The organism is Endozoicomonas sp. 2B-B (assembly GCF_053470045.1).
Genome location: NZ_JBLZMU010000001.1, coordinates 2,448,272 through 2,470,639 on the forward strand (window position 1 = coordinate 2,448,272; position 22,368 = coordinate 2,470,639).

Below are 22,368 nucleotides of genomic sequence, written 5' to 3' on the forward strand. Positions count from 1 at the left end.
TGTCACAAAACCTTCTTTTTCTCGTCACATCCAAGAAATATTTCCAGCCCAATATACTCACCCGCAGTTAACAAAAAAACAGCCATGAGCGTCTTGCAGCCGTGCTCCGGAATCTGGGGAGGTGGTAGGGCTTATCAGGCTGCGAATAATAAAAAATGCCAACACATCGCTCTTTAGAGCCAAGTAATAAATACAAAAGCACGATATAAATGGAGTTTTGAATGAAACTTAAACCTGTTTCTCTGGCAGTAGCCGCTGTTGCTGCAGGTCTGACCCTGTCTTCTGCCCACGCTGGTGTTGTTAAGACGGAAGGCGAAGATATTATCGTCAGCACCAAGAACGGTGGTCTTCAGCTGAAAACAGATGACGGCGCCTTTTCCTTTAAGGTAAGCGGCAAGCTGCAGTGGGACTACGCAAGCCTTGATGATCTCTATGTCGCAGACACTGGTAATGACGCTGAAGCCCGTAAAGGCTATATTCGCCGTGCCGAGATTGGTTTCAGTGGTAAGGCTTACACCGACTGGAAATACAAGCTCAAGCTGAAAACCAAAAGCGACGACTCAATCGAACTGGATGATGCCAAGATCACTTATGTTGGCTTCAAACCGGTAGAAGTGACTCTGGGTCGCTGGGGTCGTGATTACGGACTGGAAAATACCGTAAGCTCTTCCTGGATCATGGCGATTGAGCGTCCAATGATCTACGACTTTCTGCAGGGCGATGAAGGTAATGACTACGGTATTCAGGTAGCGACCGGTGGTGATAACTATACCGCAGTGTTTGGCATTCACCATGATGGACAGGCGGAAGAAGACAAGCCGGAAGTAGAACGGACTGCCAGCTACATCGTGCGTGCTACCTATGCTCCCATCATGAATGATGACATGCTGCTTCATCTGGGTCTGAACTATTACAACAAGAATCCGGATGGTGGTTCTGATGTTGACTTAAAGTCCTCCCTGGGCGTTAAAAAAGGTGAAGATGATCTGGGCGTAACGGTCACAAACGTTGATAAAGATTCTGAATATGTTTTGGAATTGGCGGGTCAGTTCCAATCACTCCAGCTTCAGGGTGAGTATGCGGTCAGAGACTTGAAGTCTGATGACGCTAACAGCGACGCAAAAGTCTCGGGCTATTACGGGCAGATTTCTTACATGTTGGACGGTGGCAAGCGTACCTATAAAGAAGGTGCTTTTGGTAAGCCAACCGGTGGTCAGTGGGAAGTGTTCGCACGTTACACTCAGGCCACTATCGACCAGGATAGCGTGAGTGATGATCTTGAACTGAAAACCACTACTCTGGGCGTGAACTACTTTGCGACCAAGAATATCCGCGCCAGCCTGAACTATGTTCAAGGCAAAACCAATGAAAACATAGAGAATGATAAGGGAAGCGCTATCGTATCCCGCCTGCAATACGTGTTCTGATCCCCATTCAGTTCCTTAGTGTCTGAGCCTGGCCCTGCTTTTGCGGGGCCTTTTTGGCTAAGCCAAAATGTTCTGCAGCCGGTTCTCCGGGGGGATATCTTATCCGCATACATGGTCATAATTGAGATTCTGGAACCAGCCCGGACAGAGCTGTTCCAGTTGATCTTCTGTGATCATTTGTACTCCTTATCGATCACTGACCCAACGGTAATATACGCCTGTTGAGGGTGGTTGAGCCTGGTGGGGTACATCAGCCTGAGTTTGTGCTCTTTGATCAATGGTTGCAGGTATTTTTTGCGCAGAGATTCGCCACTTCGATTCAGCAGTTTTTCCAGTTCTTCCAGTTGTAATGTTCGCAGCGCACACAAGTTAAGGATGGCTTGGCGCACCTCTTCGCAGGGGGCTCGCTTTTTTGTAGCTACAGGTTCTGCCAGAGTCGAAAGCTGGTTCTCTAAAGGTCCGGACCTTTCGGGGTGAGGTCCGGACCCTTCCCTTTCAGACCGGGATCTTTCCATCCCCATTTCTTCGAAAAACCGTTCTAACATCGTATCTTCCGCCATAGCCTGGGCGGTGAAATAAATTGTTCCACGACCACTACCATCTTGATATAGAAGCTTTTTGTCAACAAGAGAGGCAAGCAGGGCTGAGAGATCTCGAGGGTGAATATCCAGAATAGACATCATTCTGGCATGATCCACTGTCTTTTCAATATGAGCAGTAATCAGGATAAGCTGCTCTTGCTTGCCTAATTTATCAAAAACTACTTCCCCCAGGATTTCGGCATCCCGGCTCTCCTCAACCTGCTCAGCCATCATCCGGCGAACCATCTCTTCACTCACCTGCATATCACCACTGTTAAAGCGACGATAGGTGCCGATCATGGGGTTACCCTTGATTTAGACTGGCTTTTGCTTACGATTGGCGGGTGGAACATGAATGTGGATGAGAGACTTCCCCTCAATCTCGAGAACCTTGACCAAAGGATCCCGAATAATACAAGCGCTGACTTTCTGTGGATTGTTCAGGGTATCCCAAAACTCTTTCAGAACTTTCGGGGTGTCGGTAATACCTTCCAGAACAAATCGGTGACCCGATTTTTCTTCAAGGCCCAGAAAAATATCGCCGCCCTCGGTATTGGCAAAAGCACAGTAGGTTTCCCACATGTCTTTCGGGATAGCACCTTTGCCATCCCGCCCCTGTGCCAGTTTACACTCCACGTCCACACTTTCCCGCATGGCGGCAATATCTTCAAGCGTTTCGATAATCAGCATTCAAATTCCTGATGGCTGCCCATACCCGGCAGTGGTTATGTTACCGTTTATGCAGCTTGTTGTAGCAGGTAAACCATGATTTCATTATTTTCTTCTGAAAGCTCATTAATACCAACTCGATCAGTGGAGAATGAGACTATCTGTTTTACGGAGAGAACGCTCCGTTTATTCCAGCAAACGATTGATGAGCAGGGCTATTTCACGTCATTTTTTATAAAAAAGTCAAAAAATGAATTAAAGTGGCCGAGAAATTTGACGAAATAGAATTTTAGACCTTAAATGAATGAATAAGAGTTTGCTTATTGCAATTCATATTATTCAGAGCTGTTTGTTACATTGCGTTGATGACAAGGAAAGTCGTTACAATGGATGCAGCAGATCAGGTATTGATCATAGAAGACGCTCAACAGCGCCGACATGATCTAAGTACCGTTATCGAATTTATGGGGTATCGTACCAGGGCCGTCAGTTCCGCCTACTGGGAAGATGCTATCAGCGAGTCCAACAAAGAAGGATTCTGTGCGCTTTTTCTTGGCGATTTTCTCCAGGCAGAAAGCTCAATGCAGGGCATGATCGCCCGTATACAGAACTGGAGTGGCGGGGTTCCCGTCATTCGCATAGCCGAACCCCTTCCGGAAAACCTCCAATCTTCACTCCGCAGGCAGGTCATTGCCCGTATCGACTGGCCTTGCAATCGTTCACAGTTGCTCTCTTGCCTGCATTATGGTCAGGTGTATCGCGAACAATGGCGTCAACTTCACCAGACTGGTATGAATCAGCAAGTAGAGCTGTTCCGTGGGCTGGTGGGTAAAAGTGACAAAGTTCGCAAAGTTCGCGCTTCCATGGCACAGGTGGCTGACCGTGACGTCAATGTTATGGTGACCGGTGAGTCAGGAACAGGCAAGGAGCTGGTGGCCAGGAATCTGCACGATCACTCCCACCGTCGGGATATGCCTTTTGTGCCGGTAAACTGTGGCGCTATTCCTAATGAATTGCTGGAAAGTGAGCTTTTTGGCCATGAGAAGGGTTCTTTTACCGGTGCGGTCAGCTCAAGAAAAGGGCGGTTTGAGCTGGCGCAGGGTGGCACTCTGTTTCTTGATGAAATTGGTGATATGCCGCTGCACATGCAGGTTAAGTTGCTTAGGGTTTTGCAGGAGCGCACCATTGAAAGAGTGGGGGGTTCCGAACAGATTCCTGTGGATGTCAGAATCATAGCGGCTACTCATAAAAACCTTTCTGAAATGATTGAGTCCGGTGAGTTCAGGGAAGACTTGTACTACCGGCTGAATGTATTCCCCATTGAAATGCCTGCTCTCAGGGATCGTCCGGAAGATATTCCGCTGATTCTCAACGAGCTGGTCAGTGCAATGGAAAAACAGAGTCGCGGCTCCATTCGTCTGAGTTCTGCTGCGATTATGTCGCTATGCCGTCATGACTGGCCGGGTAATGTCAGGGAAATGTCCAATTTGCTGGAAAGACTGGCGATTATGTATCCCTACGGTGTCGTAGGTGTTCAGGATCTGCCACAGAATTTTCGTCATATGGAAGCTATTACTGATGATGACGGTGTTGCCGAGCTGTTCCCGGATAGTATTCAACCTGCAGGAACCGGAAAAGTCGATGATTTGGCGATTCTTCCTGTGGGCGGCCTGAATCTGAAGGAATTTTTGACACGGCTGGAAAAAAGCCTGATCCAGCAAGCTCTGAGTGACTGCAACAGCGTTGTGGCCAGAGCGGCTGACAAACTTCAGATTCGCCGGACGACACTGGTTGAGAAAATGAGAAAGTATGGCCTTCATCGTTATGAAGAGACCATGCGTTAATCAGATCGGTTCAAAAAAATGGCTATCAGCGTGAGCTGATAGCCATTTTTTTTGTCTTAACTTACCAGGTTCGATTTTATGACGGCCTCGTCTGCTTTTGAAAAAAAGTAGACGAGGCCGTTTTTGTATTTTTAGAATCCCGAAAAATTTTACCTGGTAGCTGTCTTTTTTATCTAAAAGTAAGTCGGTTTTATCAATTATCAAACAAGTAAAAAGATAAAATTTTTGACGTTTTTTATCTCTGGATAAAGTGTTTTTATCCATCATTGGAAATTAACTTTATTTTGTCGTTTTTTAAATCTCTCAGTTTCGGAATTTATTTTGTCAATTAAGTAACACTTTTTATCCCTCTGGAAAATATTATGCGACAGTAATTCGTCACTATAAAATGACACTGTCAAATAACTTTCTTTTTATTTTTCAATGAAACGACGTTTGATGTCTTCTTTTGAGATCGATTTTGACTCTGTCAAAAATGTAACATGACGGAAATTCGACCGGTAAAAATAAATCTCAATAAAAACAGCAGGTTATGATCTTTAGGCTGGGGCTGGTCAAAATGATGTCACGTCAGCTATGTGACCATGACTGAAAAACAGGCGTTTTAAAAAATTGGCACGGCTCTTGTTATTAATAAAGTACAGGCAGTAAAAAAAGAAAAAACGTTTTTGATTCCAGATTTTATGCAGTAATCACTGAAAAGAAGCTGAAAGCCATGAACTCATCAACAAAACAGATTATTGCAGTTGCGGGGTGTAAGGGTGGAGTAGGTAAAACATTAGTTGCAGTCAATCTCGCACTGGCTCTCACAAACAACGGAAGACGTGTGGTTTTAATGGATGGAAACCTGGCTGTCCCCGATGTTGGAATAAGTCTTGGGCTTGAGAAGAAGCTGGATATGACTCACTTCGATGCCAACGACTCTTTTTCCACTTTTATTCAGGATGGGCCCTCGGGTCTGAAGGTGCTGTCGCCAAAAGGGGAGCCTATCTGGAGGGAGACCGTAGAAACTGGTCATGCTGTCCGAATGATAGAAAGCCTGGAGTCTCTGGCTCCTACTCTTGATACCCTTGTTATTGATACCGCACCTGGATTGGCTCCGGACAATGTAGCTCTTATTCAGGCTGCGGGAGAAATTCTTATCGTTATCAATCAGGAAGTTGTATCACTGCTGGATGCCGTGAGAATGATACGTATGCTTTACCGAATATACGGTGTTCGTCGTTTTGGAGTGATTGTCAACGCCGTTAATAACCGTCGGTATGGATCGAACCAGTTTGAAAGGTTGCAATCCTATCTGAATGATGAAGTAGAAATTATTCTCCGTTATCTGGGGGCGATTCCATTCGACAAGGCTGTCGCAGAATCACTCACCCGTCAGCAGGCACTTCTGCAGGTAAATCCGGATTGCCGGGCTTCGAAAGCCATTTTGCGTATTGCACATCAGATGATGGCGATACCAGTAACACCGCCAAGAGGTCGTATCGAATTCTTCTTGCCAACAAGAATAAAAGAGAGGGTATAAGCATGGATGCTACAGCACAGGGAGTGCAGGCAACTCAAGCCAATCAGGAAAAGAGTCAGAAACTGATTCAGACCGAAATGGTTGAAACTCATAAGGCTCTGGTAAAAAGAATTGCGAATCATCTGGCCGCGAGGATGCCGGCCAGCGTTCAGATCGATGACCTGGTTCAATCAGGCATGATCGGTCTGCTGGAAGCGGCCTCAAAGTACGATGCCAGTAAAGGTGCCAGTTTCGAAACATTTGCGGGCATTCGTATCCGTGGTGCCATGCTGGATGAAATCCGAAAAGGTGACTGGGGGCCAAGATCCGTTTACAGAAACAGTCGCAGAGTGACTGAGGCGATTCAGAAGGTTGAAGCCCGCCTTGGAAGAGATGCCAGAGACTTCGAAGTGGCCAAGGAGCTGGAAGTCAATCTGGATGAGTTCTACACCATTCTCAGTGACCTTCGTGGTTGCCGACTGTTCAGTTTTGAAGAACTGTTCGACAGCGAAGAGTCCAGAATGCAGGCTCGCTCTGGAGATAGAGGCCCATCAGCCGATATTCAGGAAGAGAAGTTCAAGTATGCCCTGGTAGAAGCTTTAGAGAAGTTACCCGAGCGGGAAAAGCTGGTCTTGATGCTGTATTACGATGAGGAGATGAATCTCAAGGAAATTGGTAAGGTTCTGGGCGTCAGTGAGTCCAGGGTCAGCCAGATTCACTCTCAGGCAGCCGTCAGATTAAGAGCCAAGCTCCATCACTGGTTAGGTTAAACCACCAGTGTACCTGTGGGGACTCGTGGGTATGGGGTCCCCAAGCTCTAAAGCAAGCATTTTTTGTTTCTATCCAAGGTCAGTGCTTCTCCAAACCCTGTGGCTGGAATGAATGATTCGTAGAGTAGACGGTATTTTTTGACTCTATATGCTCTCTGGCAGTGAGCAGCAAGCTTTTAGCTTCCTATTATTCCAAGTACGCAGGTCCTTACTCCATATACTTTTTTATTAAGTAGTCTTATAACGGACCTGTATTAATATGAAATGGAATTCTTACCTTGCAGGGTGCTTTCTGGCCCTTACCTCCTGCTTCCTGTCTGCACAAGAAGCGCCAGTGAATATCAAGAACGTTGTTACCATTAACACTCATCAGGCCAAGCGCCTTCATGAATTGGGGGCTTTATTTATAGATGTGAGACCTTATCAACAGTGGGAGTGGGGGCATATTGACCGGTCTCAAAGTCTGGATTTAAGGGCGGGCTTCAGACAGCTGTTTAAGCCCGGCACTTTGGATAAAAAGACGCCTATTGTCATCTACGGAAACAGTACCTACCACATGAGGGGAGCCATAGCGAGTTACCTTGCCGCACTCTGGGGTTACCAGAGAGTGTTCTTTTTCAGGGACGGCTACTTTTCCTGGTTGGCACTTGATTATCCGGTAACACTTTATTCAGAACTGGAAACAGAAGAAGTCATCAGTTGGAAGCCAGGAAAGCAAAAGATAGATGATATGAGTGATTCGCAGACATTCTCGTCCATTTTGATGAAATAAGTTATTTCAAGTTATAAAAAAGGCGTCATGTGGCGTTTTTTTTATAACTTGCAGAAACCCATGGTATACAAGAGCCAGTTGATGCCTATAATTTTTTATTCAATATTGTGTCGAATATAACCAGTGGAGCGACACCCGCATGTCTCCCTTCTTCATTTGCCTGAATCGTTAAGCCGTAAACCCGTTCATCTCCAGCCACTTTAAACTCCCATAATGGCTCGCTCTTATATTTAAAGCATTTGTAGCCTGTAGCGCCTTCTTCATGGGCTGCATACCGGCCTGTTTCGTGAATGCTTTGCATTTTTTTAAGGGCATTATCGGATATTGTGCTTTTGATTGCATCTGATGAAGGGTCAAAATAGGCATAGGCAACAATGTTTTTTTTACCCGTATCTTTACTTGACGGCGTAAATCCTCTTTTGTAAATAGGTCTGATGTATTGGTGGTCTATCGGTATATCCTCTTTCCAGGGCCTCGCAGGCAACTGGTCCTTCGGCATAATGATATCCTTGAGTTTCCTGGCTATTGCCCCAATACTTCGACTTTTTTTAGGGCGTTTTTTTTTCTTGATCTGTGTTAAGTCATGATAGAAGGGTAAATACGGCTGCTTCCAGTCGTCGGGGTAATTGACGTTGGTTTTGGTTGAAAACGCTAAGTCTTGAGCGTTGTCGCACTTATCCATAGATTTTTTGATGTCCACTGGCATCTTCTTTTTCTCGGTTCTGATTATTTTTTCTAACAAACGACTAGTGTCTATTTTCTTTCTGTAGGCGAAGTAACGGGTTATTTTTTTCGGTAAAGGCACCAATGCAAGTGTAGAACCTAACATGCACAGAAGGTAAAATGTATAGGAAGCTACAGACGCTAAATTAAAGAGCTTCATAGTAAAGCTGTTGTTGTTTGCTTCTCTCCTGGCTCTTACTCTTTCAGCAAGCTCCCTGGCTTCAGTCCGCTTGTGCTCGTTGAGGCATGCTTGACGATCCTTTATGCATTGTTGGAACATTTTTTTTATTTCTACAGGGCTAAGAATGGCTGCAGATTTTCTAATCTGGGAATTAATGTATTTTCTGTGCTGCAGGATATCCTCTTTTTTGTGATCACTATTAACTTTTAATGCAGTTGATGTCTGTCTTTCTAAATCATCAAGTTTGCTTTTTAATGATTGTAACAAGCTCACAAATACAGTATTGCGTCCTTTTATTAAGTGGTCCAGTTCTCTAGCATAGGCTTTGTAATCTCCGGATTCTTTCTGATACATGAAAATTTGTTTTAATGCCGTATCGTAGCTATCGAGTTCATCGAGCAGATTTTTCATACAGGGGCTTAGAGGGAAGTACTCATATTTCTTAAGAACAGTGAGTTGCTTCTCATCAAAAACAAGCATTCCGAAATCATTGTTGTGTATATGGATGTAGTTGTTAGTCTGTTCCAGAATCTTTTTTAACTGTAATGTCTTGGACTCCAAACGGACAAGGTCTTTATATTTTTTCATTACAGGAACCGATTCAGGGTTCTGAATACCAAGCACTATGCCGGTCTCATCTGATTTTTTATAAACCCCGGTCATTCTATTCTCAGGACCGATCTGCTCCATCAGGCTTGGTTGGTGACAGGACTGAGACTGAATTTCTCTTTTAAGCGCTGTTCTTTTTTTGTGAATTATTTCTGTGGGGGCTGAGCACTTATCTGCCAGGCACACTGCCTGAGCATCATCTTTTCGGTTTGTTTTCTCTAACTTTGTGACCCAGTCTGGAAGGCCAGCTTTTGGGCAAGTGTTGAGTTCAGCTTTTGCCGGGGAAGCCATGCTACAAACGTTACTTCTTCCATTGCTTAGTGCATGCACTGACTGCAAGCCTGAAAAAAGACCAAGAGCAAAAACGAAGCGCTCTGTTATCGACATGTCAGAAAAGCTTTTACCACGGATCGCAGCCGTTTGTTTCTTTGTGGTTTCTTGGGGAAGGGTGTTTTTTCTTACTTCCCGACGACCCCATTGTTTTTTCTTACCCGGTTTTGTGGATTGTTTTGGTACAGAGCCAGATCGTCCATGGATTAAGGTGCTGTGACTGGAAACAGGAAGTGACATCGAAATTCTCCTTAATATGTGTATGTCAGATCAGAGCAAGTAAATCTTGTTTGGATTGGATTTTAGATTGGCAGATTTCAGTAAAGTTCCCTTGTTTCATTCATTTTTTAATGCATGATCCTGAACGCCAGTTCATAAAAACAGAGACGATTATTGCTGGCGATAACAAAGGCAGATGGCCGACCGGTCAGAGAGAATAGACTGTTGCCCGACTGGGAAAGTTGCAGTTTGCCAGTCTGCAGGGGAACTGAGTGGGCTGGTATTAATTGTGTTACTGATGTGCATGGTTACACCTCCATTGGTCAATGAATATTGTCAGAGCTGGATTTCCAGATTGCTCTTTCATCGGATGGAGTGTGAGCTAACATAGCTTGCAAAATTCCTGAGGTTAATTGCATGTGTCTCCGAGTCTGATAATAGCGTTAAATTTATTGCTTGTTTGATCGTTCAACTATAAAAAAGTTCCATTCATTTTCTTTTCAGAGCCAGATTACTCTCCTTCATGAGTATTCAAGGCATCAGCCTGCTGGCTCAATCTACAGTTCTTGTCGAACATACTGTCTTTCACTCTCAGCAGCGTTGTTTCAAGGCGATCTCTGCTATGGGCTGTTTTTGAAAGAAAGTAACTTTTGATTTTCTTATCGCAAAATCTAATAAAGCTATACTAACGCACATCAAGATAGATGAAAGGGTGGGAATGATGAGGAAATATAAACTTGATGCCCCCTCTGCGGCGGAGGCAGGGTGCTTTGTCCCACCTGGTTCCGGTTTTTTTGGCGGGTAAGACTATAGTGCGCTTGAACTGAGATAGATAAAATGGTGGTAACCATGAAGAAATATCAACTAATACTGCTTGTTGTTTACCTTGGTTTTATGAGTACCAGTTATGCCGGTCGACAACTGACCGAACTTGATTGTCACTATCTACACACGCCTCATAAGAAAGATTGGTACGCTTGGTATTTTGCACCCGACAGTGATCCAACGGCTGCCACCGGGAATCAATGTAATCTTTTCGATGTCAATGGCTATTGTCCTACTGGCAAGCGTTATCACTGTTGCATGGGTGTTGGTGGACTGAGTAAAGCTCAGGATACAAATTATTTCGCTGGTGTCAGCATACTTAGCAAAGACTGGCTGCTGTATAAAGTTTACTCAACATTAGGCGATGTCTTTCGGGGCGTCGGTGGTGAGATTAGCGAAGCCTTTGAAAAATGCTTGAATCTTGAGTAACTAATGGCTGTGAGAGGTTATCTGATAATCAATTCCCGAAACTTTTCCCCACTCCTGCGGCAGTGGCGTCTGCGGCACTGGTTCTGAGAAAGTCGTGACGACTTTGTGTCATGGCTCTCTTCCCGGGTCTAAATCTTTTCTCAGAGCTGTCTGACAGCTCTGAGTGTCGAGTCTTTATTTAATGTTGTTGAAGCCCATTCGGTTCAAGGCGCTGGCCGCTATTATTACCATCTGTTTTTTGGGGTTGCTCAGTGTCAGTGGTTCGTTGTGGTTTGCAGCGACCACAGAGAGTGATGCCGCCGCTATCAACCTTGCCGGATCATTGAGAATGCAGGCATGGCGTCTGGTAGACCGGGTCAACTCTGAGGAGACCAGCCACAACGGATTGAGCCAGTTAATCAAGATCTATGACAGCAGCCTTGACAGTCCTACTTTGAGGCATTTGGCTGACAGAACCGATATTATTGGCCGTCGTTATCAGGCTCTGGTCAGTGAATGGCACAGTGAGATGCGACCTTTATTGCGAGATAAAGTCGGATGGCGAGAGTTTGCGGATAAGGTTCCCGGTTTTGTTGATCGTCTGAACGATCTGGTGACCTCGTCACAGTTGCATACCGAGCGAAAACTGCACTGGCTGATGATACTGGCGATTTTTTCACTTTGTTCCATTCTGGCCATTGGGGCTTTGACGATACGTTACATCCAATTGAACCTGATCAAGCCGGTTGAACAGCTCAGTTATGCGGCAAAGAAGGTCCGTCTTGGTAAGTTTAACCACCTGCGTCTCAACTATAAGAATGCCAATGAAATGGGGCAGCTGACAGAGACCTTCTCTGCCATGGCCGACAGCCTCTCGCTTCTTTACAGTGATCTCGAGGCCCAGGTATCAGGGAAGACTCGATCACTGGAACATTCAAACACGGCTTTGCAACTATTGTATGAAACGTCCCGGATGTATGAAACGTCCCGGACGTTGGGCATGAACCCCTACGACGAAGATCAACTGGCGTTGTTGCTGGAACGCTGGAAGCGGCTGCTCGGACTTAAAAGTGCCTGCGTCTGTTTGACTGGCAATGCAGGGAGCATGAAATTACAGCGGATTTTTCCGCAAAGCGAGGCTTTTAATGATGTCTGCAACACGGGTCAGTGTGAAGACTGTATTCGAGAACCCTCATCGGATGTCCAGTTTTCACTTTTTTTCAAGACGATCTCTGCTACGGGCTGTTTTTGAAAGAAAGTAACTTTTGATTTTCTTATCGCAAAATCTAATAAAACTATACTGACGTACATCAGGATAGATGAAAGGGTGGGAATGATGAGGAAATATAAACTGCTTCTATTGGTCTGCCTTGGTTTTATTGAGCTCAGCTATGCGGGCTCACAATTGAACGAAGGTGAGTGCGACGATCTATATACTCCTTCAGGTACATTCTGGTACTTTACCTCCGCCAGTGATCCATACGGTGCCCTCGGGGCTCAATGTACTCTTCTGTATACATGGGGTGATCAGGGTTGTCCTGCAGGTGTGCATTATCGGTGTTGTATCACCATAGCTGGAGCGAACAAAACTTCAGATACAGATTATTTCGGTGGTGTGAATACCTATAAAACTGACTGGTTAGTTTATAAACAGTATTCAACCAAAAATGAACTCTTTCATGACGTCAACCATGGCGAGCTTAAAAGAGTCTACGAAGAATGTTTAAAAAAATGATTATCCTGACAGGACATCTGCCAGGCCTCTTCTCGACACCCCAAACTTTTCCCCGTCGCTGCGATATTGCCTTCGAAACAGTAGGTGAATTGACTGGTTTCATGAGTCCATTGTTCAGGGCTGCATAAATCGAAAAGCCGGGTAAGACTACACTCTGCGGGCACTGAAAACAGACTAATTGGTGGCAGCGATGAGGAAATACCAACGTTTGCGGATAAGGTTCCCGGTTTTGTTGATCGTCTCAACGATCTGGTGACCTCATTACAGTTGCATACCGAGCGAAAAGTGCACTGGCTGGTGGTACGAGAGAAGTTCTTCGACCGTTTGATGGCCCTTGCGACTGACGGCATAGAGCTGAATCGAGTCAGGTCAATGTCAGCGAATTTACCCAATCTAGATAGTTAATTACTTCGGAACGAGCGTCTTTTTCGATATAATCCTGCCCGGGTTTATGGCTGTTAGAGTGTTTTTTGAACAGCTACCAGCAATCGTAAACTGCTATGAAATTTCAGCCGTATAAGGGGGTAGAGGCTTCAGGTCTCTGAATCACTCAATTGACTGACAGACTTTAGGGAAAACGACTTGCTCGAAGTGGCTAAGCTGGGGTGTGAACGAGACGATCGTGTTCTTTTTTCAAACCTCTCCATTCAACTTTCCCCCGGTGAGCTGCTACAGATAGAAGGCTGTAACGGAGCCGGTAAAACCACGCTTTTGAGAGTGCTGGCAGGCCTCTGTGGTGATTATCGTGGCGAGGTGATCTGGCAGGGGCAGAAGCTTTCCAGCGTTTATGCAGACTTTCGGCTGTCAACCTTTTACTTTGGTCACAAACCTGCCGTTAAAACCGAACTCACTCCAATAGAAAATATTCTCTGGCGCTCAAACCTTCGTAACGAACGTTACCCGGAGCCTTGGATTTTTTCTGCGCTGGAGCAAGTGAACCTTGCTGGCTATGAAGAAGTTCCCTGCGGACAACTTTCTGCAGGGCAGCACAGACGGGTGGCTCTGGCAGACCTCTCACTTTCAAACGTGCCGCTCTGGATTCTCGATGAGCCCTTTACGGCTATTGATGTTGATGGTGTGGCCTGGCTTGAGCAATTGCTGGCCCGGCATATTGAAAAAAACGGCGCTGTGGTGATGACCAGCCACCAGAGCCTGTCAAAGCTGTCTGACCGGGTCAGAAAGCTTCGTCTTGAGGCCTATGCAAGTTCCGATGAAGAGGCCGGTCATGAAGAGTCGGGGGCCTGGTTATGAGTGACACTTCATTGCAGGGCAGCAGCTCATTACAGGGCGGTCGGGCATTTCTGGGATTGGTTAAAAGAGACCTGGTCCTGGCCTTTCGGACACCGGGACAGACTCTGAATCCGGTGGCATTTTATCTGATGGTCGCCAGTCTTTTTCCTCTGGGTATCGCCCCTGAAAAAGAACTTTTGTCTCAGTTAGCCGGAGGCATTGTCTGGATAGGCGCTCTGCTGGCGGTTCTTCTCTCCCTGGATTCCCTGTTCAGAAGTGACCAGGAAGACGGCTCACTGGATCAGCTATTGTTATCGCCACACCCGTTGCCTTTACTGGTGTTGGCTAAAATTTCTGCGCACTGGCTGACCACCGGCGTAGCACTGATAGTTATGGCCCCCTTACTGGCCTTGATGCTGCATTTACCAGCTCAGGCTTTTCCTGCATTAATACTGAGTCTGCTGGTGGGTACACCCCTAATGAGTCTCGCCGGAGGTATTGGTGCAGCGCTGACAGTGCGTGTTCAGAGGGGAGGAATACTACTGACATTGCTGTCTTTACCTTTATATATTCCTGTTTTGATATTCGGGACAGGGGCTGTTCAGACGGCAGTTGAGGGTATGTCCTATTCAGGGCATTTGTTGTGGATGGCAGCATTGCTGATGTTTGGATTGTGTCTGGCGCCACTGGCGATAGCCGCATCACTGAGAATAGTTGCAGACTGAGCAACAGGAACCAGTCACGGTAGAGTAAATAATGAACTGGACTTTTTTTCACAAACTGGGATCACCCAAATGGTTTTACGAGATCAGTGGCAAGTGGTTGCCCTGGTTGGCCATTCTGGCAGCCCTGTTGATGGCCACCGGCTTGATCTGGGGTCTGATGTTTGCGCCACCGGACTATCTGCAAGGCAATAGTTACCGGATCATATTTATCCACGTTCCTACCGCCTTTCTGGCTTCTGCTATCTACGTGATGATGGCCTGTGCAGGGGTTGTCACTCTGGTATGGAAAATGAAGCTGGCTGACATGGTACTGAAGTGCTGTGCACCCATCGGGGCTTCATTCTGCCTGATGGCTCTGGTAACCGGTGCTATCTGGGGCAAGCCGACCTGGGGTACCTGGTGGGTTTGGGACGCCAGGCTGACCTCTATGTTGATTCTGCTGTTCCTCTACATGGGTGTCATCGCTCTTCGTGGTGCTATGAGGAACACCAATACTGCGGCAAAAGCCTGTGCCATTCTGACTCTGGTTGGGGTGATCAATATCCCGGTCATCAAATTTTCAGTCCAGTGGTGGAATACCCTTCATCAGGGCGCCACGCTCAAGTTGACTGAAAAGCCGTCCATGGCACCTGAGATGCTTTGGCCTCTGCTGATCAGTATTGCGGCTTTTTATCTGTTTTTTATCGTCGTCCTTATTCTCCGTTTGCGAACTGAAATACTGGACCGTGAGCGCCGAACCAAATGGGTTCACAAGACCGTATTGGCCAAACTGGAGAACTGAAAACTATGTATTTTGAAAGTCTGGCCAGTTTGATACACATGGATGGTCACGGTGTTTTTGTTTGGGCGGCCTACGGCATTGGTGTACTGATCATTGCCTACAACATAATTTCTCCGTTGCGGGCCAGAAAGCGGATCCTTTCCCAGGTTCTGCGTCAGGTGCGCAGCAGCCGGTCCAGAGACCGGAGCTTAACAGCGAACAGGCGCCAAAGCTTGACAGCTGACAGAAAGCAAAAAATGACAATAACCCGTCAGCGGGAAGACAGAGTCAACATTGAAGATCAAGGTGTCCGGGAGGGAGAAGTGGAATGAATCCAGTTCGCAAACAACGCTTATTATTAGTGCTTTTATTGGTGGCCGGCGTCGGTATTGCTGTGGCTCTTGCTCTGTTTGCCCTGAAGGAAAACATCAACCATTACTTTTCTCCAGCCCAGATGGCCAGAGGCGAAGCGCCCGTCGGTCAGAGGATCCGTGGTGGCGGTATCGTCGTTCCGGGTTCGGTCATACGTGATCCGAACAGCCTGAAAGCCAGATTCCGAATCAGTGATGGCGATGGCGAAGTGGAAGTGGAATATACCGGAATCCTGCCAGACCTTTTCAAAGAAGGTCAGGGCATTGTCGGAACCGGCAAACTGGATGAAAACCGTCGTTTTGTAGCCGAGGAGCTGTTAGCCAAGCATGATGAAAACTATATGCCTCCGGAAGTACAGAAGGCCATCGACAAAGCTCATGGTTCGAAGTCAGGCAATCCGTCAGATAAGCCTGATGGCGCCCCGTCATACCCACAGGAGAGTCAACAGCCCCTTGAGAGCCTTCACTCTCAGGCATCGGAGAGCAAGTAATGAATCCTGAACTGGGGCTGTTTGCCCTGATACTGGCAACCTGTCTGGCTCTGCTGCAAAGTATTATCCCACTGGCAGGTAGCTACAATGGCCGACTGAACTGGATGGCTACCGGTAAAACGCTGGCAACAGGTCAGTTTGTTTTTGTCCTGTTGTCGTTCATGTGTCTGGTAGTTGCTTTTCTTTCGGATGACTTTTCGGTTCAGTACGTAGCCAGCAACTCGAACTCCCTGTTGCCTGTTTACTACAAGGTCACTGCCGTCTGGGGTGGCCATGAAGGTTCTCTGTTGCTCTGGGTTCTGACCCTGACCGGTTGGGGACAGGCGGTTGCTCTGCGCAGTAATAAACTGCCTCCGGAACTGTCTGCAAGAGTGTTATCGGTCATGGGTATGATCAGCGTTGGCTTTATGCTGTTTATCCTGCTGACCTCAAACCCGTTCGCCCGTATTCTGCCATTTCCTCCTGCCGACGGTTCTGATCTGAACCCGCTGCTGCAGGATCTGGGTATGATTGTGCATCCGCCCATGTTGTATATGGGCTATGTTGGTTTTGCGGTCGCTTTTGCCTTTGCTATTGCGGCATTGCTCGGTGGCCAGCTGGACAGCGCCTGGGCACGCTGGGCTCGCCCCTGGACAACTGTGGCATGGTGTTTCCTGACAGCAGGTATTTCCCTCGGTAGCTGGTGGGCCTATTACGAGCTGGGCTGGGGTGGCTGGTGGTTCTGGGACCCTGTGGAAAATGCTTCCCTGATGCCATGGCTGACGGGTACGGCACTGATTCACTCTTTGGCAGTGACTGAAAAACGCGGGCTGTTCAAGAGCTGGACACTGCTGCTGGCGATCACCACATTTTCCCTGAGTCTGTTCGGTACTTTCCTGGTTCGTTCCGGTGTGCTGACCTCGGTTCACGCCTTTGCCAACGATCCTGAGCGTGGTCTCTTTATTCTGGGCTATCTGCTGGTGGTGGTGGGTGCTTCCCTGACCCTGTTTGCATTCAGGGCACCGGAAGTGAGAAGTAAAATCAGTTTCTCCCTGCTTTCCCGTGAAACCCTGCTGTTGCTGAATAACATTATTCTGGTGACCAGCTGCGCCACGGTACTGCTGGGTACTATGTTCCCACTGCTGCTGGATGCCTTGGATCTGGGCATGATTTCTGTAGGCCCTCCCTACTTTAATCTGCTGTTTGTTCCTCTCGCCATGCTGCTGGCTGCCTGTCTGGGTATCGGTATTCTGCTGAACTGGAAAAAAGGCTCCGTCAGCTGGCTGAAACAGCAGGTGCGCTGGATTCTTATTGTCTCTGTGATCGGCGGCGTCGCATTCAGCTTCCTGTACGGAGATCGCTTCCGGGTGAGTGAAGCGCTGGCGATTGGGCTTGTCCTCTGGATGGTACTCACCATTGGCAAGGATGTACGTAATAAAACCCGTAATACCGGTCTGCTGAGAGGACTGACAAAGCTCAAGCCAGCCTACTATGGCATGCAGCTGGCACACTTGGGTCTGGCGGTTACCTTTATTGGTGTGGCACTGACGTCTGGTTACAGTGTTCAAAAAGATCTGCGAATGAGTCCGGGTGACTCTGCCCAGGTCGGCGAATACGTCTTCCGGTTTGATGGTGTGAGTCAGCGTCAGGGGCCTAACTATGTAGCGGACTACGGCACTATAAGTGTCTTTGAAGATGAGAAGAAAATAGCTGTCCTCGAACCGGAAAAGCGTATTTATACCGTGCAGAACATGCCGATGACTGATGCGGATATTGATCCGGGCTTAACCCGTGATCTCTATGTCGCCCTGGGCGAGCCACTGGGTGGCGATAGTTGGGCAGTCCGTCTCCACGTTAAGCCTTATGTTCGTTTCATCTGGCTGGGTTCGATCTTTATGGCTCTGGGTGGTTTGTTGGCGATTTCTGACAAGCGATATCGTGTCCGTCTCAGGAACAGGAAAGAGGCTTTACTGGGTAACAAAAAGCCCTCCCGGGATTCAGGTAAGGATGCGGCCATCACGACAGGAGGTCAGGCGTGAAGCGTTGGAAACTGTTTCTACCATTAGGTTTCTTTCTGACGTTCTGTGTGCTGCTTTATATCGGTTTGTTCATGGAAGATAAAAGTGAACTGCCTTCTATGCTGCTGAATAAACCTGTTCCGGAATTCAGCCTCAAAAAGCTGAAGCAGCCTGAACAGAGCGTTACTGAAGCAGCGTTGAAAGGCAAGGTTCTGCTGCTGAATGTCTGGGGTTCATGGTGTCCGGCCTGTAAGGTTGAGCACCCTTACCTGGTAAAGCTTGCCCGGGAAGGCATCAATATTGTTGGCGTCAACTACAAGGATGAGCGTCAGGATGCTCTGAAGTGGCTGGATCGCCTCGAAGATCCTTACCTTTTTAACATTGTTGATAAGGATGGCAGGCTGGGTCTGGACCTGGGTGTTTACGGCGCACCGGAAACCTTTCTGATCGACAAAAAGGGTGTGATTCGCCACAAGCACATCGGGATTATTGATAACCGGGTCTGGAAGGAAGATCTCAAGCCTCGTTACGACGCCCTGCAGAAGGAGTTAGTGCAATGACTCACGACTATTTGTTCAGGCACTCATCGCTGCTGAAATCTGCAAGTGTCACTCTATCTTTCAGACTCATAGTGGCGCTGTTTCTCGCGGTGCTGGTCAGCCCGGGCGCCTTCGCCGGGGTCATTGATAACTACCAGTTTGATTCTCCCCGGCAGCAGGAGCAGTTTTTCCGTCTGAACGAAGAACTGCGCTGCCCTCAATGTCAGAATCAGTCTATTGCTGATTCCAATGCGCCTATTGCTCAGGATCTGCGTCGTGAAGTTCACCGTATGATTGTTGAAGAGAAGGCTGATGATGACACCGTTATCCAGTTTATGCTGGATCGGTACGGTGACTTTGTACTCTACAAGCCCCGAATGGATGCCCGCACCATCGCCCTCTGGTTTGGTCCTCTGATTCTGCTGTTGCTGGGCATTTTCATACTGTTCAGAATCCTGAAACAGCATCGTCCCGGGATCGAAGATGAAACGCTGGACGAGCAGGACAAAGCCGTGCTGGAAAAGATACTGGGTGGTAAAGATAAATGACGCAGTTCTGGATAATCGCTTCCATTTTAACTCTCATGGGTATGGCTCTCGTAGTTGTGCCACTGTGGCTCCGCAGTCGACGCAGTGCGGATCAGGGTGTTTCTGACAAGGCTTCCAATATTGCTTATTTCAAGGAGCAGGAAGCCGAACTGAAAAAGCAGCTGGATCAGGGTTTGCTGACACCGGAAGATGCTGAACAGATTCGCACTGAGCTGGAAAAGAAGCTGCTGGAGGATGTGGCTGATAAGAAAGAGAAGCTCAGTTACACCGGCAGTAGTAACAAAGGCCTGGCTCTGTTTCTGGCCTTCCTGATTCCAGCCATCGCTGTGCCCGTTTACCTTTACCTCGGTTCACAGACAGAACTGTCTGTCGTTGAGATGATGAACCGGGATGTGCCCCATGAAGAGATGATCTCTACCCTGGAAGCCTGGAGTGACAAGCGACCTGACAATGCCCAGGCCTGGTATATGCTGGCAAGTGGTTACATGGCCAGGGGTGAGGTTAATAAGGCGATTGACGCTTATAAGAAGCTTTACACCGTCACCGAAGGCAGTCCTCAGGCGGCGGCCCAACTGGCTCAGGTGCTGTTCCTGGCGAACCGCAACCAGATCAATGGTGAGGTGCGTGGCCTCTATCAGGATGCACTGAGCAAGGATGAAAGCAACACCACGGCATTAGGGCTCAAGGGTATTGATGCTTTTGAGCAGGAAGACTTCCAGCAGGCAGTTCAGGCCTGGACCAAAGCCCTCTCTTTTGAAAATGATATGGCTGCCCGACAGTCCTTGTCTGCCGGTATTACCAAAGCACGCAAGCTGATGGGTGAAACGGTTGCAGAATTGCGGATCAATGTCGAGTTGGCGCCTGAACTCAGTGACCTTCCTGGCAAAGCCAGAGTCATTGTTTTTGCTCGTGAGAGCGGTGCCAAAAAGCCCCCTATTGCTGCTGTTCCTCTGCAGGTCAGTGACCTTCCCAAAGAGGTGATACTGGACGATAACGCCGCCATGATGATGGGCTCAGGCAGCCTGTCGGATTCAGAAAGTCTGGATGTGGTCGCTCGTATTACACTTTCAGGCGATGTGGCTCAGGCTGATTATCAGGCTGAGGTGCGTGATGTGAAAATCAAGGATAACGGCGTCATCCAGCTGCGGATTGCACCTGCCAGCTGATCTTGCTGCCCTTCTAAATTCTTTAAATTTGCTGCCTCGTTGACTGACCGGGCAGCGTTATTTTTCTTTCTGTTCACCTCGTTCCATTTCTACCTCTTCGTGCCTGTTCAATGTGATTCAGTCTCTGATGACCGGCTCAATGTTAGGAAAGGTCATTTTCCAGGAGGGCATGGTCTGTGGTCCGGGAGAGGACTGATAGTCCATCCGTCGGTCATGTTTCATCCTGTATTGGTTGTGATTGATGCGGTTCTGGCGGCTGATGCCAGATTCTTCCTCAGTCAATACCGGAGCGGGGCGCTGGTCGTTATAGAAGCTGTCATCCTGAACCATTGGTTCGGTGACACAGCCTGCTAAAAGGCTGCACAGTATGATTGTTGTTGTCGGTAAGAGCAGTAGTTTTGTCATAGTGAGTGTTTTCCTGTCTTGTATTTATTAAGAGTGATAGGCAATTATAGACGTTGTTATCAAAGGGGCAGGTTCAAAAAAAAAAAAAAATAAGACACCCAAAAAAAACCATAAAAAATAAAACACCCATTGAATAAAACATTTAAAAACTGTATCCCCAAAAAAGGATCTGAAAACCTATCTTCGAATAGCTTATCACCGAGCCACACAACAGGATTCGACGAACAGAGGCTGCTCAAGCCATGATTTAGACAATACAAACCTATTCCGACTTAAAGTCGAGGAAGGATAAAGAGAAAGTGTTTAATTCCTTAACTGACTTCTACGCTAACCTGTCAGGTACAAACGACTGCAGGCGTTTAACCCTCGAAGCCACTTCTGTCCAACTTCAAGTGCAAAGGCCTTCATCGCTTCCAGACGGCCAACTGCCCGATAAAAACGATTATTCCATTGCATGGTTTTCAGCCACTCATCCGGATCAATGTCCAATCTTTCAAGAATAGGAGGGGTACACGACGGGATGGAACCTTTCTTATCTGTCCTGACAACGCGGCCACTCCAGTCAACCAGTTCCAGATAGTCGTGAAGAAGGTAGGGAAGGGCAACGTCCGTATCCTGTCCTTGTAAACAGAAAGGTTTCAGGGTCAGCGGCTGCCTTTTGGTTTCAGAATGTTCAATCTGCTCCACTCGTTCCTGAATCGACGTGTAGTCTGATTCTTCCGGTGTTTCTACCTTTCCAGCCCGAATCGGATTCAAGTCAACGTAGGTCATGCAGGTCAGTAACGCTGCTTCGTCCAGCAATGCCTGGCTTTTAAAGCGTCCTTCCCAGAAGCGTCCTTTACACTGGTCTTCTTTATTAGCCTCACGAGCAAGATGTTCATTCAGGCAGCGCATAAACCAGCTGATATCCATTAAACGACGTCGGTATTCCTCAGCATATTCATCGATACGGGCCAACTCAGCGCTGCCCAGTTTGTCAGCGGCCAGATGCCTTTGCACCAGAAGCGGGCCTGCGAACAAGGTCGTCCAACGATGAAGCACTTCATTCCGTGACCAGCCTCTGGCAGATGACTGATTGATGTGCAAAACCACATGATAATGATTCGACATGACAGCGTAAGCGCAGACTTCGATAGCAAAGACTGAAACCAGTTCCCGGAGTTTATCCACCACCCACTGGCGGCGATGCTCGTAGTTCTTGCCAGTCAGGTGGTTCTCTCCGCAGAGGTAAGCCTGACGAACACATCTTGCCATACAGTGGTAATAAGGCGTTGAGCCGGGGTCAATCAGAGTATTGCGAGCTTGGGCCATGAACTCACCTGTTTGGGAAAAAAATCAATCGTAGGTGAAAAGTAGACCAGGTGGATGGTAAAGCAAATTTATGGGTGTCTTTTTTTTTCCGGAACCAAATTAATTAACTTCTGTCAAAACATACGATCAAATTCTGTGGCGCCAAGGTCTGTCCAGAGAATTCACTATCAAGCTGGCATTTAATGGTTTGCAGATCCCGCAGATGACTTGTCCGCACTTTAACTGAAA

Annotated in this window: 23 protein-coding genes; 17 read left to right on the plus strand and 6 right to left on the minus strand. The window is 47.5% G+C overall.

Features of this window, described 5'->3' with window-relative positions:
- Window positions 1-221 precede the first annotated feature (221 nt).
- Window positions 222-1,427 carry an OprO/OprP family phosphate-selective porin gene (locus tag ACOMHB_RS10145; protein WP_448216517.1) on the plus strand — a complete coding sequence of 402 codons (1,206 nt, stop codon included), beginning with the start codon at window positions 222-224 and terminating at the stop codon, window positions 1,425-1,427.
- 173 nt (window positions 1,428-1,600) lie between these two features.
- On the opposite strand, the gene ACOMHB_RS10150 is transcribed toward ACOMHB_RS10145, so the two are convergent.
- A complete protein-coding gene (locus ACOMHB_RS10150) occupies window positions 1,601-2,308 on the minus strand; it encodes a hypothetical protein (RefSeq protein WP_448216518.1) in 708 nt (235 codons plus the stop codon).
- Between the two features lie 15 nt (window positions 2,309-2,323).
- Window positions 2,324-2,698 (minus strand): AlbA family DNA-binding domain-containing protein, encoded by a 375-nt coding sequence (locus tag ACOMHB_RS10155; protein WP_448216519.1) that lies wholly within the window; start codon window positions 2,696-2,698, stop codon window positions 2,324-2,326.
- 365 nt (window positions 2,699-3,063) lie between these two features.
- On the opposite strand from ACOMHB_RS10155, the gene ACOMHB_RS10160 reads away from it, so the two are divergent.
- Window positions 3,064-4,521, plus strand: coding sequence for a sigma-54 dependent transcriptional regulator (locus tag ACOMHB_RS10160; protein ID WP_422133141.1), 1,458 nt, complete (start codon window positions 3,064-3,066; stop codon window positions 4,519-4,521).
- On the opposite strand, the gene ACOMHB_RS10165 is transcribed toward ACOMHB_RS10160, so the two are convergent.
- Window positions 4,522-4,788, minus strand: coding sequence for a hypothetical protein (locus ACOMHB_RS10165; protein WP_448216520.1), 267 nt, complete (start codon window positions 4,786-4,788; stop codon window positions 4,522-4,524). It lies immediately after the preceding gene.
- Window positions 4,789-5,236: 448 nt separating this feature from the next.
- Here ACOMHB_RS10165 and ACOMHB_RS10170 point away from each other — a divergent pair, with 448 nt between their 5' ends.
- The 3 genes from ACOMHB_RS10170 (at window position 5,237) to ACOMHB_RS10180 (ending at window position 7,567) form a co-directional block, all read left to right on the plus strand.
- Window positions 5,237-6,046 (plus strand): MinD/ParA family ATP-binding protein, encoded by an 810-nt coding sequence (locus ACOMHB_RS10170; protein ID WP_422137563.1) that lies wholly within the window; start codon window positions 5,237-5,239, stop codon window positions 6,044-6,046.
- A gap of 2 nt (window positions 6,047-6,048) precedes the next feature.
- On the plus strand, window positions 6,049-6,795 hold the full coding sequence (locus ACOMHB_RS10175; RefSeq protein ID WP_448216521.1) for an RNA polymerase sigma factor FliA: 747 nt from the start codon (window positions 6,049-6,051) through the stop codon (window positions 6,793-6,795).
- Between the two features lie 259 nt (window positions 6,796-7,054).
- Window positions 7,055-7,567: a rhodanese-like domain-containing protein gene (locus ACOMHB_RS10180; RefSeq protein WP_448216522.1), complete on the plus strand. Its 513-nt coding sequence runs from the start codon at window positions 7,055-7,057 to the stop codon at window positions 7,565-7,567.
- A gap of 85 nt (window positions 7,568-7,652) precedes the next feature.
- On the opposite strand, the gene ACOMHB_RS10185 is transcribed toward ACOMHB_RS10180, so the two are convergent.
- Window positions 7,653-9,650, minus strand: coding sequence for a hypothetical protein (locus tag ACOMHB_RS10185; RefSeq protein ID WP_448216523.1), 1,998 nt, complete (start codon window positions 9,648-9,650; stop codon window positions 7,653-7,655).
- Window positions 9,651-10,478: 828 nt separating this feature from the next.
- Here ACOMHB_RS10185 and ACOMHB_RS10190 point away from each other — a divergent pair.
- From ACOMHB_RS10190 to ccmI, 12 genes are all read left to right on the plus strand, one after another.
- Window positions 10,479-10,883 (plus strand): hypothetical protein, encoded by a 405-nt coding sequence (locus ACOMHB_RS10190; protein WP_448216524.1) that lies wholly within the window; start codon window positions 10,479-10,481, stop codon window positions 10,881-10,883.
- Between the two features lie 181 nt (window positions 10,884-11,064).
- Window positions 11,065-12,114: a type IV pili methyl-accepting chemotaxis transducer N-terminal domain-containing protein gene (locus ACOMHB_RS10195; protein ID WP_448216525.1), complete on the plus strand. Its 1,050-nt coding sequence runs from the start codon at window positions 11,065-11,067 to the stop codon at window positions 12,112-12,114.
- A gap of 81 nt (window positions 12,115-12,195) precedes the next feature.
- Window positions 12,196-12,597: a hypothetical protein gene (locus ACOMHB_RS10200; RefSeq protein ID WP_448216526.1), complete on the plus strand. Its 402-nt coding sequence runs from the start codon at window positions 12,196-12,198 to the stop codon at window positions 12,595-12,597.
- 582 nt (window positions 12,598-13,179) lie between these two features.
- Window positions 13,180-13,848, plus strand: a complete 669-nt coding sequence (ccmA, locus tag ACOMHB_RS10205; protein WP_448216527.1) for a cytochrome c biogenesis heme-transporting ATPase CcmA — start codon at window positions 13,180-13,182, stop codon at window positions 13,846-13,848.
- The gene (ccmB, locus tag ACOMHB_RS10210) at window positions 13,845-14,552 is read left to right on the plus strand and encodes a heme exporter protein CcmB (protein ID WP_448216528.1); all 708 of its coding nucleotides are present in this window, start codon (window positions 13,845-13,847) and stop codon (window positions 14,550-14,552) included. The genes ccmA and ccmB overlap by 4 nt, the downstream gene beginning before the upstream one ends.
- A 31-nt stretch (window positions 14,553-14,583) precedes the next feature.
- A complete protein-coding gene (locus ACOMHB_RS10215; RefSeq protein ID WP_448216529.1) occupies window positions 14,584-15,333 on the plus strand; it encodes a heme ABC transporter permease in 750 nt (249 codons plus the stop codon).
- Between the two features lie 5 nt (window positions 15,334-15,338).
- Entirely contained in the window at window positions 15,339-15,644 is a 306-nt protein-coding gene (gene ccmD, locus ACOMHB_RS10220) for a heme exporter protein CcmD (RefSeq protein WP_448216530.1), read from the plus strand.
- A complete protein-coding gene (gene ccmE, locus ACOMHB_RS10225; RefSeq protein WP_422133157.1) occupies window positions 15,641-16,174 on the plus strand; it encodes a cytochrome c maturation protein CcmE in 534 nt (177 codons plus the stop codon). The genes ccmD and ccmE overlap by 4 nt, the downstream gene beginning before the upstream one ends.
- On the plus strand, window positions 16,174-18,192 hold the full coding sequence (locus tag ACOMHB_RS10230; RefSeq protein ID WP_422474642.1) for a heme lyase CcmF/NrfE family subunit: 2,019 nt from the start codon (window positions 16,174-16,176) through the stop codon (window positions 18,190-18,192). The genes ccmE and ACOMHB_RS10230 overlap by 1 nt, the downstream gene beginning before the upstream one ends.
- Complete coding sequence (locus ACOMHB_RS10235) at window positions 18,189-18,731, plus strand: DsbE family thiol:disulfide interchange protein (RefSeq protein ID WP_448216531.1); 543 nt, start codon at window positions 18,189-18,191, stop codon at window positions 18,729-18,731. The genes ACOMHB_RS10230 and ACOMHB_RS10235 overlap by 4 nt, the downstream gene beginning before the upstream one ends.
- Window positions 18,728-19,258 carry a cytochrome c-type biogenesis protein gene (locus ACOMHB_RS10240; RefSeq protein WP_448216532.1) on the plus strand — a complete coding sequence of 177 codons (531 nt, stop codon included), beginning with the start codon at window positions 18,728-18,730 and terminating at the stop codon, window positions 19,256-19,258. Before ACOMHB_RS10235 ends, ACOMHB_RS10240 begins: the two co-directional genes overlap by 4 nt.
- Window positions 19,255-20,424, plus strand: a complete 1,170-nt coding sequence (gene ccmI, locus ACOMHB_RS10245; protein ID WP_448216533.1) for a c-type cytochrome biogenesis protein CcmI — start codon at window positions 19,255-19,257, stop codon at window positions 20,422-20,424. Before ACOMHB_RS10240 ends, ccmI begins: the two co-directional genes overlap by 4 nt.
- 117 nt (window positions 20,425-20,541) lie before the next feature.
- On the opposite strand, the gene ACOMHB_RS10250 is transcribed toward ccmI, so the two are convergent.
- Together ACOMHB_RS10250 and ACOMHB_RS10255 are read right to left on the minus strand one after the other, a co-directional pair.
- Window positions 20,542-20,829, minus strand: coding sequence for a hypothetical protein (locus tag ACOMHB_RS10250; RefSeq protein WP_448216534.1), 288 nt, complete (start codon window positions 20,827-20,829; stop codon window positions 20,542-20,544).
- A 327-nt stretch (window positions 20,830-21,156) separates the two neighbouring features.
- Window positions 21,157-22,140 (minus strand): transposase, encoded by a 984-nt coding sequence (locus ACOMHB_RS10255; RefSeq protein ID WP_448216535.1) that lies wholly within the window; start codon window positions 22,138-22,140, stop codon window positions 21,157-21,159.
- Window positions 22,141-22,368: the final 228 nt, after the last annotated feature.

What these genes read in the sequence shown, in the direction of transcription:
- ACOMHB_RS10145 (WP_448216517.1), top strand. Translation starts at nt 222, where the DNA reads ATGAAACTTAAACCTGTTTCTCTGGCAGTAGCCGCTGTTGCTGCAGGT.
- ACOMHB_RS10150 (WP_448216518.1), bottom strand. Translation starts at nt 2,308, where the DNA reads ATGATCGGCACCTATCGTCGCTTTAACAGTGGTGATATGCAGGTGAGT.
- ACOMHB_RS10155 (WP_448216519.1), bottom strand. Translation starts at nt 2,698, where the DNA reads ATGCTGATTATCGAAACGCTTGAAGATATTGCCGCCATGCGGGAAAGT.
- ACOMHB_RS10160 (WP_422133141.1), top strand. Translation starts at nt 3,064, where the DNA reads ATGGATGCAGCAGATCAGGTATTGATCATAGAAGACGCTCAACAGCGC.
- ACOMHB_RS10165 (WP_448216520.1), bottom strand. Translation starts at nt 4,788, where the DNA reads ATGATGGATAAAAACACTTTATCCAGAGATAAAAAACGTCAAAAATTT.
- ACOMHB_RS10170 (WP_422137563.1), top strand. Translation starts at nt 5,237, where the DNA reads ATGAACTCATCAACAAAACAGATTATTGCAGTTGCGGGGTGTAAGGGT.
- ACOMHB_RS10175 (WP_448216521.1), top strand. Translation starts at nt 6,049, where the DNA reads ATGGATGCTACAGCACAGGGAGTGCAGGCAACTCAAGCCAATCAGGAA.
- ACOMHB_RS10180 (WP_448216522.1), top strand. Translation starts at nt 7,055, where the DNA reads ATGAAATGGAATTCTTACCTTGCAGGGTGCTTTCTGGCCCTTACCTCC.
- ACOMHB_RS10185 (WP_448216523.1), bottom strand. Translation starts at nt 9,650, where the DNA reads ATGTCACTTCCTGTTTCCAGTCACAGCACCTTAATCCATGGACGATCT.
- ACOMHB_RS10190 (WP_448216524.1), top strand. Translation starts at nt 10,479, where the DNA reads ATGAAGAAATATCAACTAATACTGCTTGTTGTTTACCTTGGTTTTATG.
- ACOMHB_RS10195 (WP_448216525.1), top strand. Translation starts at nt 11,065, where the DNA reads ATGTTGTTGAAGCCCATTCGGTTCAAGGCGCTGGCCGCTATTATTACC.
- ACOMHB_RS10200 (WP_448216526.1), top strand. Translation starts at nt 12,196, where the DNA reads ATGATGAGGAAATATAAACTGCTTCTATTGGTCTGCCTTGGTTTTATT.
- ccmB (WP_448216528.1), top strand. Translation starts at nt 13,845, where the DNA reads ATGAGTGACACTTCATTGCAGGGCAGCAGCTCATTACAGGGCGGTCGG.
- ACOMHB_RS10215 (WP_448216529.1), top strand. Translation starts at nt 14,584, where the DNA reads ATGAACTGGACTTTTTTTCACAAACTGGGATCACCCAAATGGTTTTAC.
- ccmD (WP_448216530.1), top strand. Translation starts at nt 15,339, where the DNA reads ATGTATTTTGAAAGTCTGGCCAGTTTGATACACATGGATGGTCACGGT.
- ccmE (WP_422133157.1), top strand. Translation starts at nt 15,641, where the DNA reads ATGAATCCAGTTCGCAAACAACGCTTATTATTAGTGCTTTTATTGGTG.
- ACOMHB_RS10230 (WP_422474642.1), top strand. Translation starts at nt 16,174, where the DNA reads ATGAATCCTGAACTGGGGCTGTTTGCCCTGATACTGGCAACCTGTCTG.
- ACOMHB_RS10240 (WP_448216532.1), top strand. Translation starts at nt 18,728, where the DNA reads ATGACTCACGACTATTTGTTCAGGCACTCATCGCTGCTGAAATCTGCA.
- ccmI (WP_448216533.1), top strand. Translation starts at nt 19,255, where the DNA reads ATGACGCAGTTCTGGATAATCGCTTCCATTTTAACTCTCATGGGTATG.
- ACOMHB_RS10250 (WP_448216534.1), bottom strand. Translation starts at nt 20,829, where the DNA reads ATGACAAAACTACTGCTCTTACCGACAACAACAATCATACTGTGCAGC.
- ACOMHB_RS10255 (WP_448216535.1), bottom strand. Translation starts at nt 22,140, where the DNA reads ATGGCCCAAGCTCGCAATACTCTGATTGACCCCGGCTCAACGCCTTAT.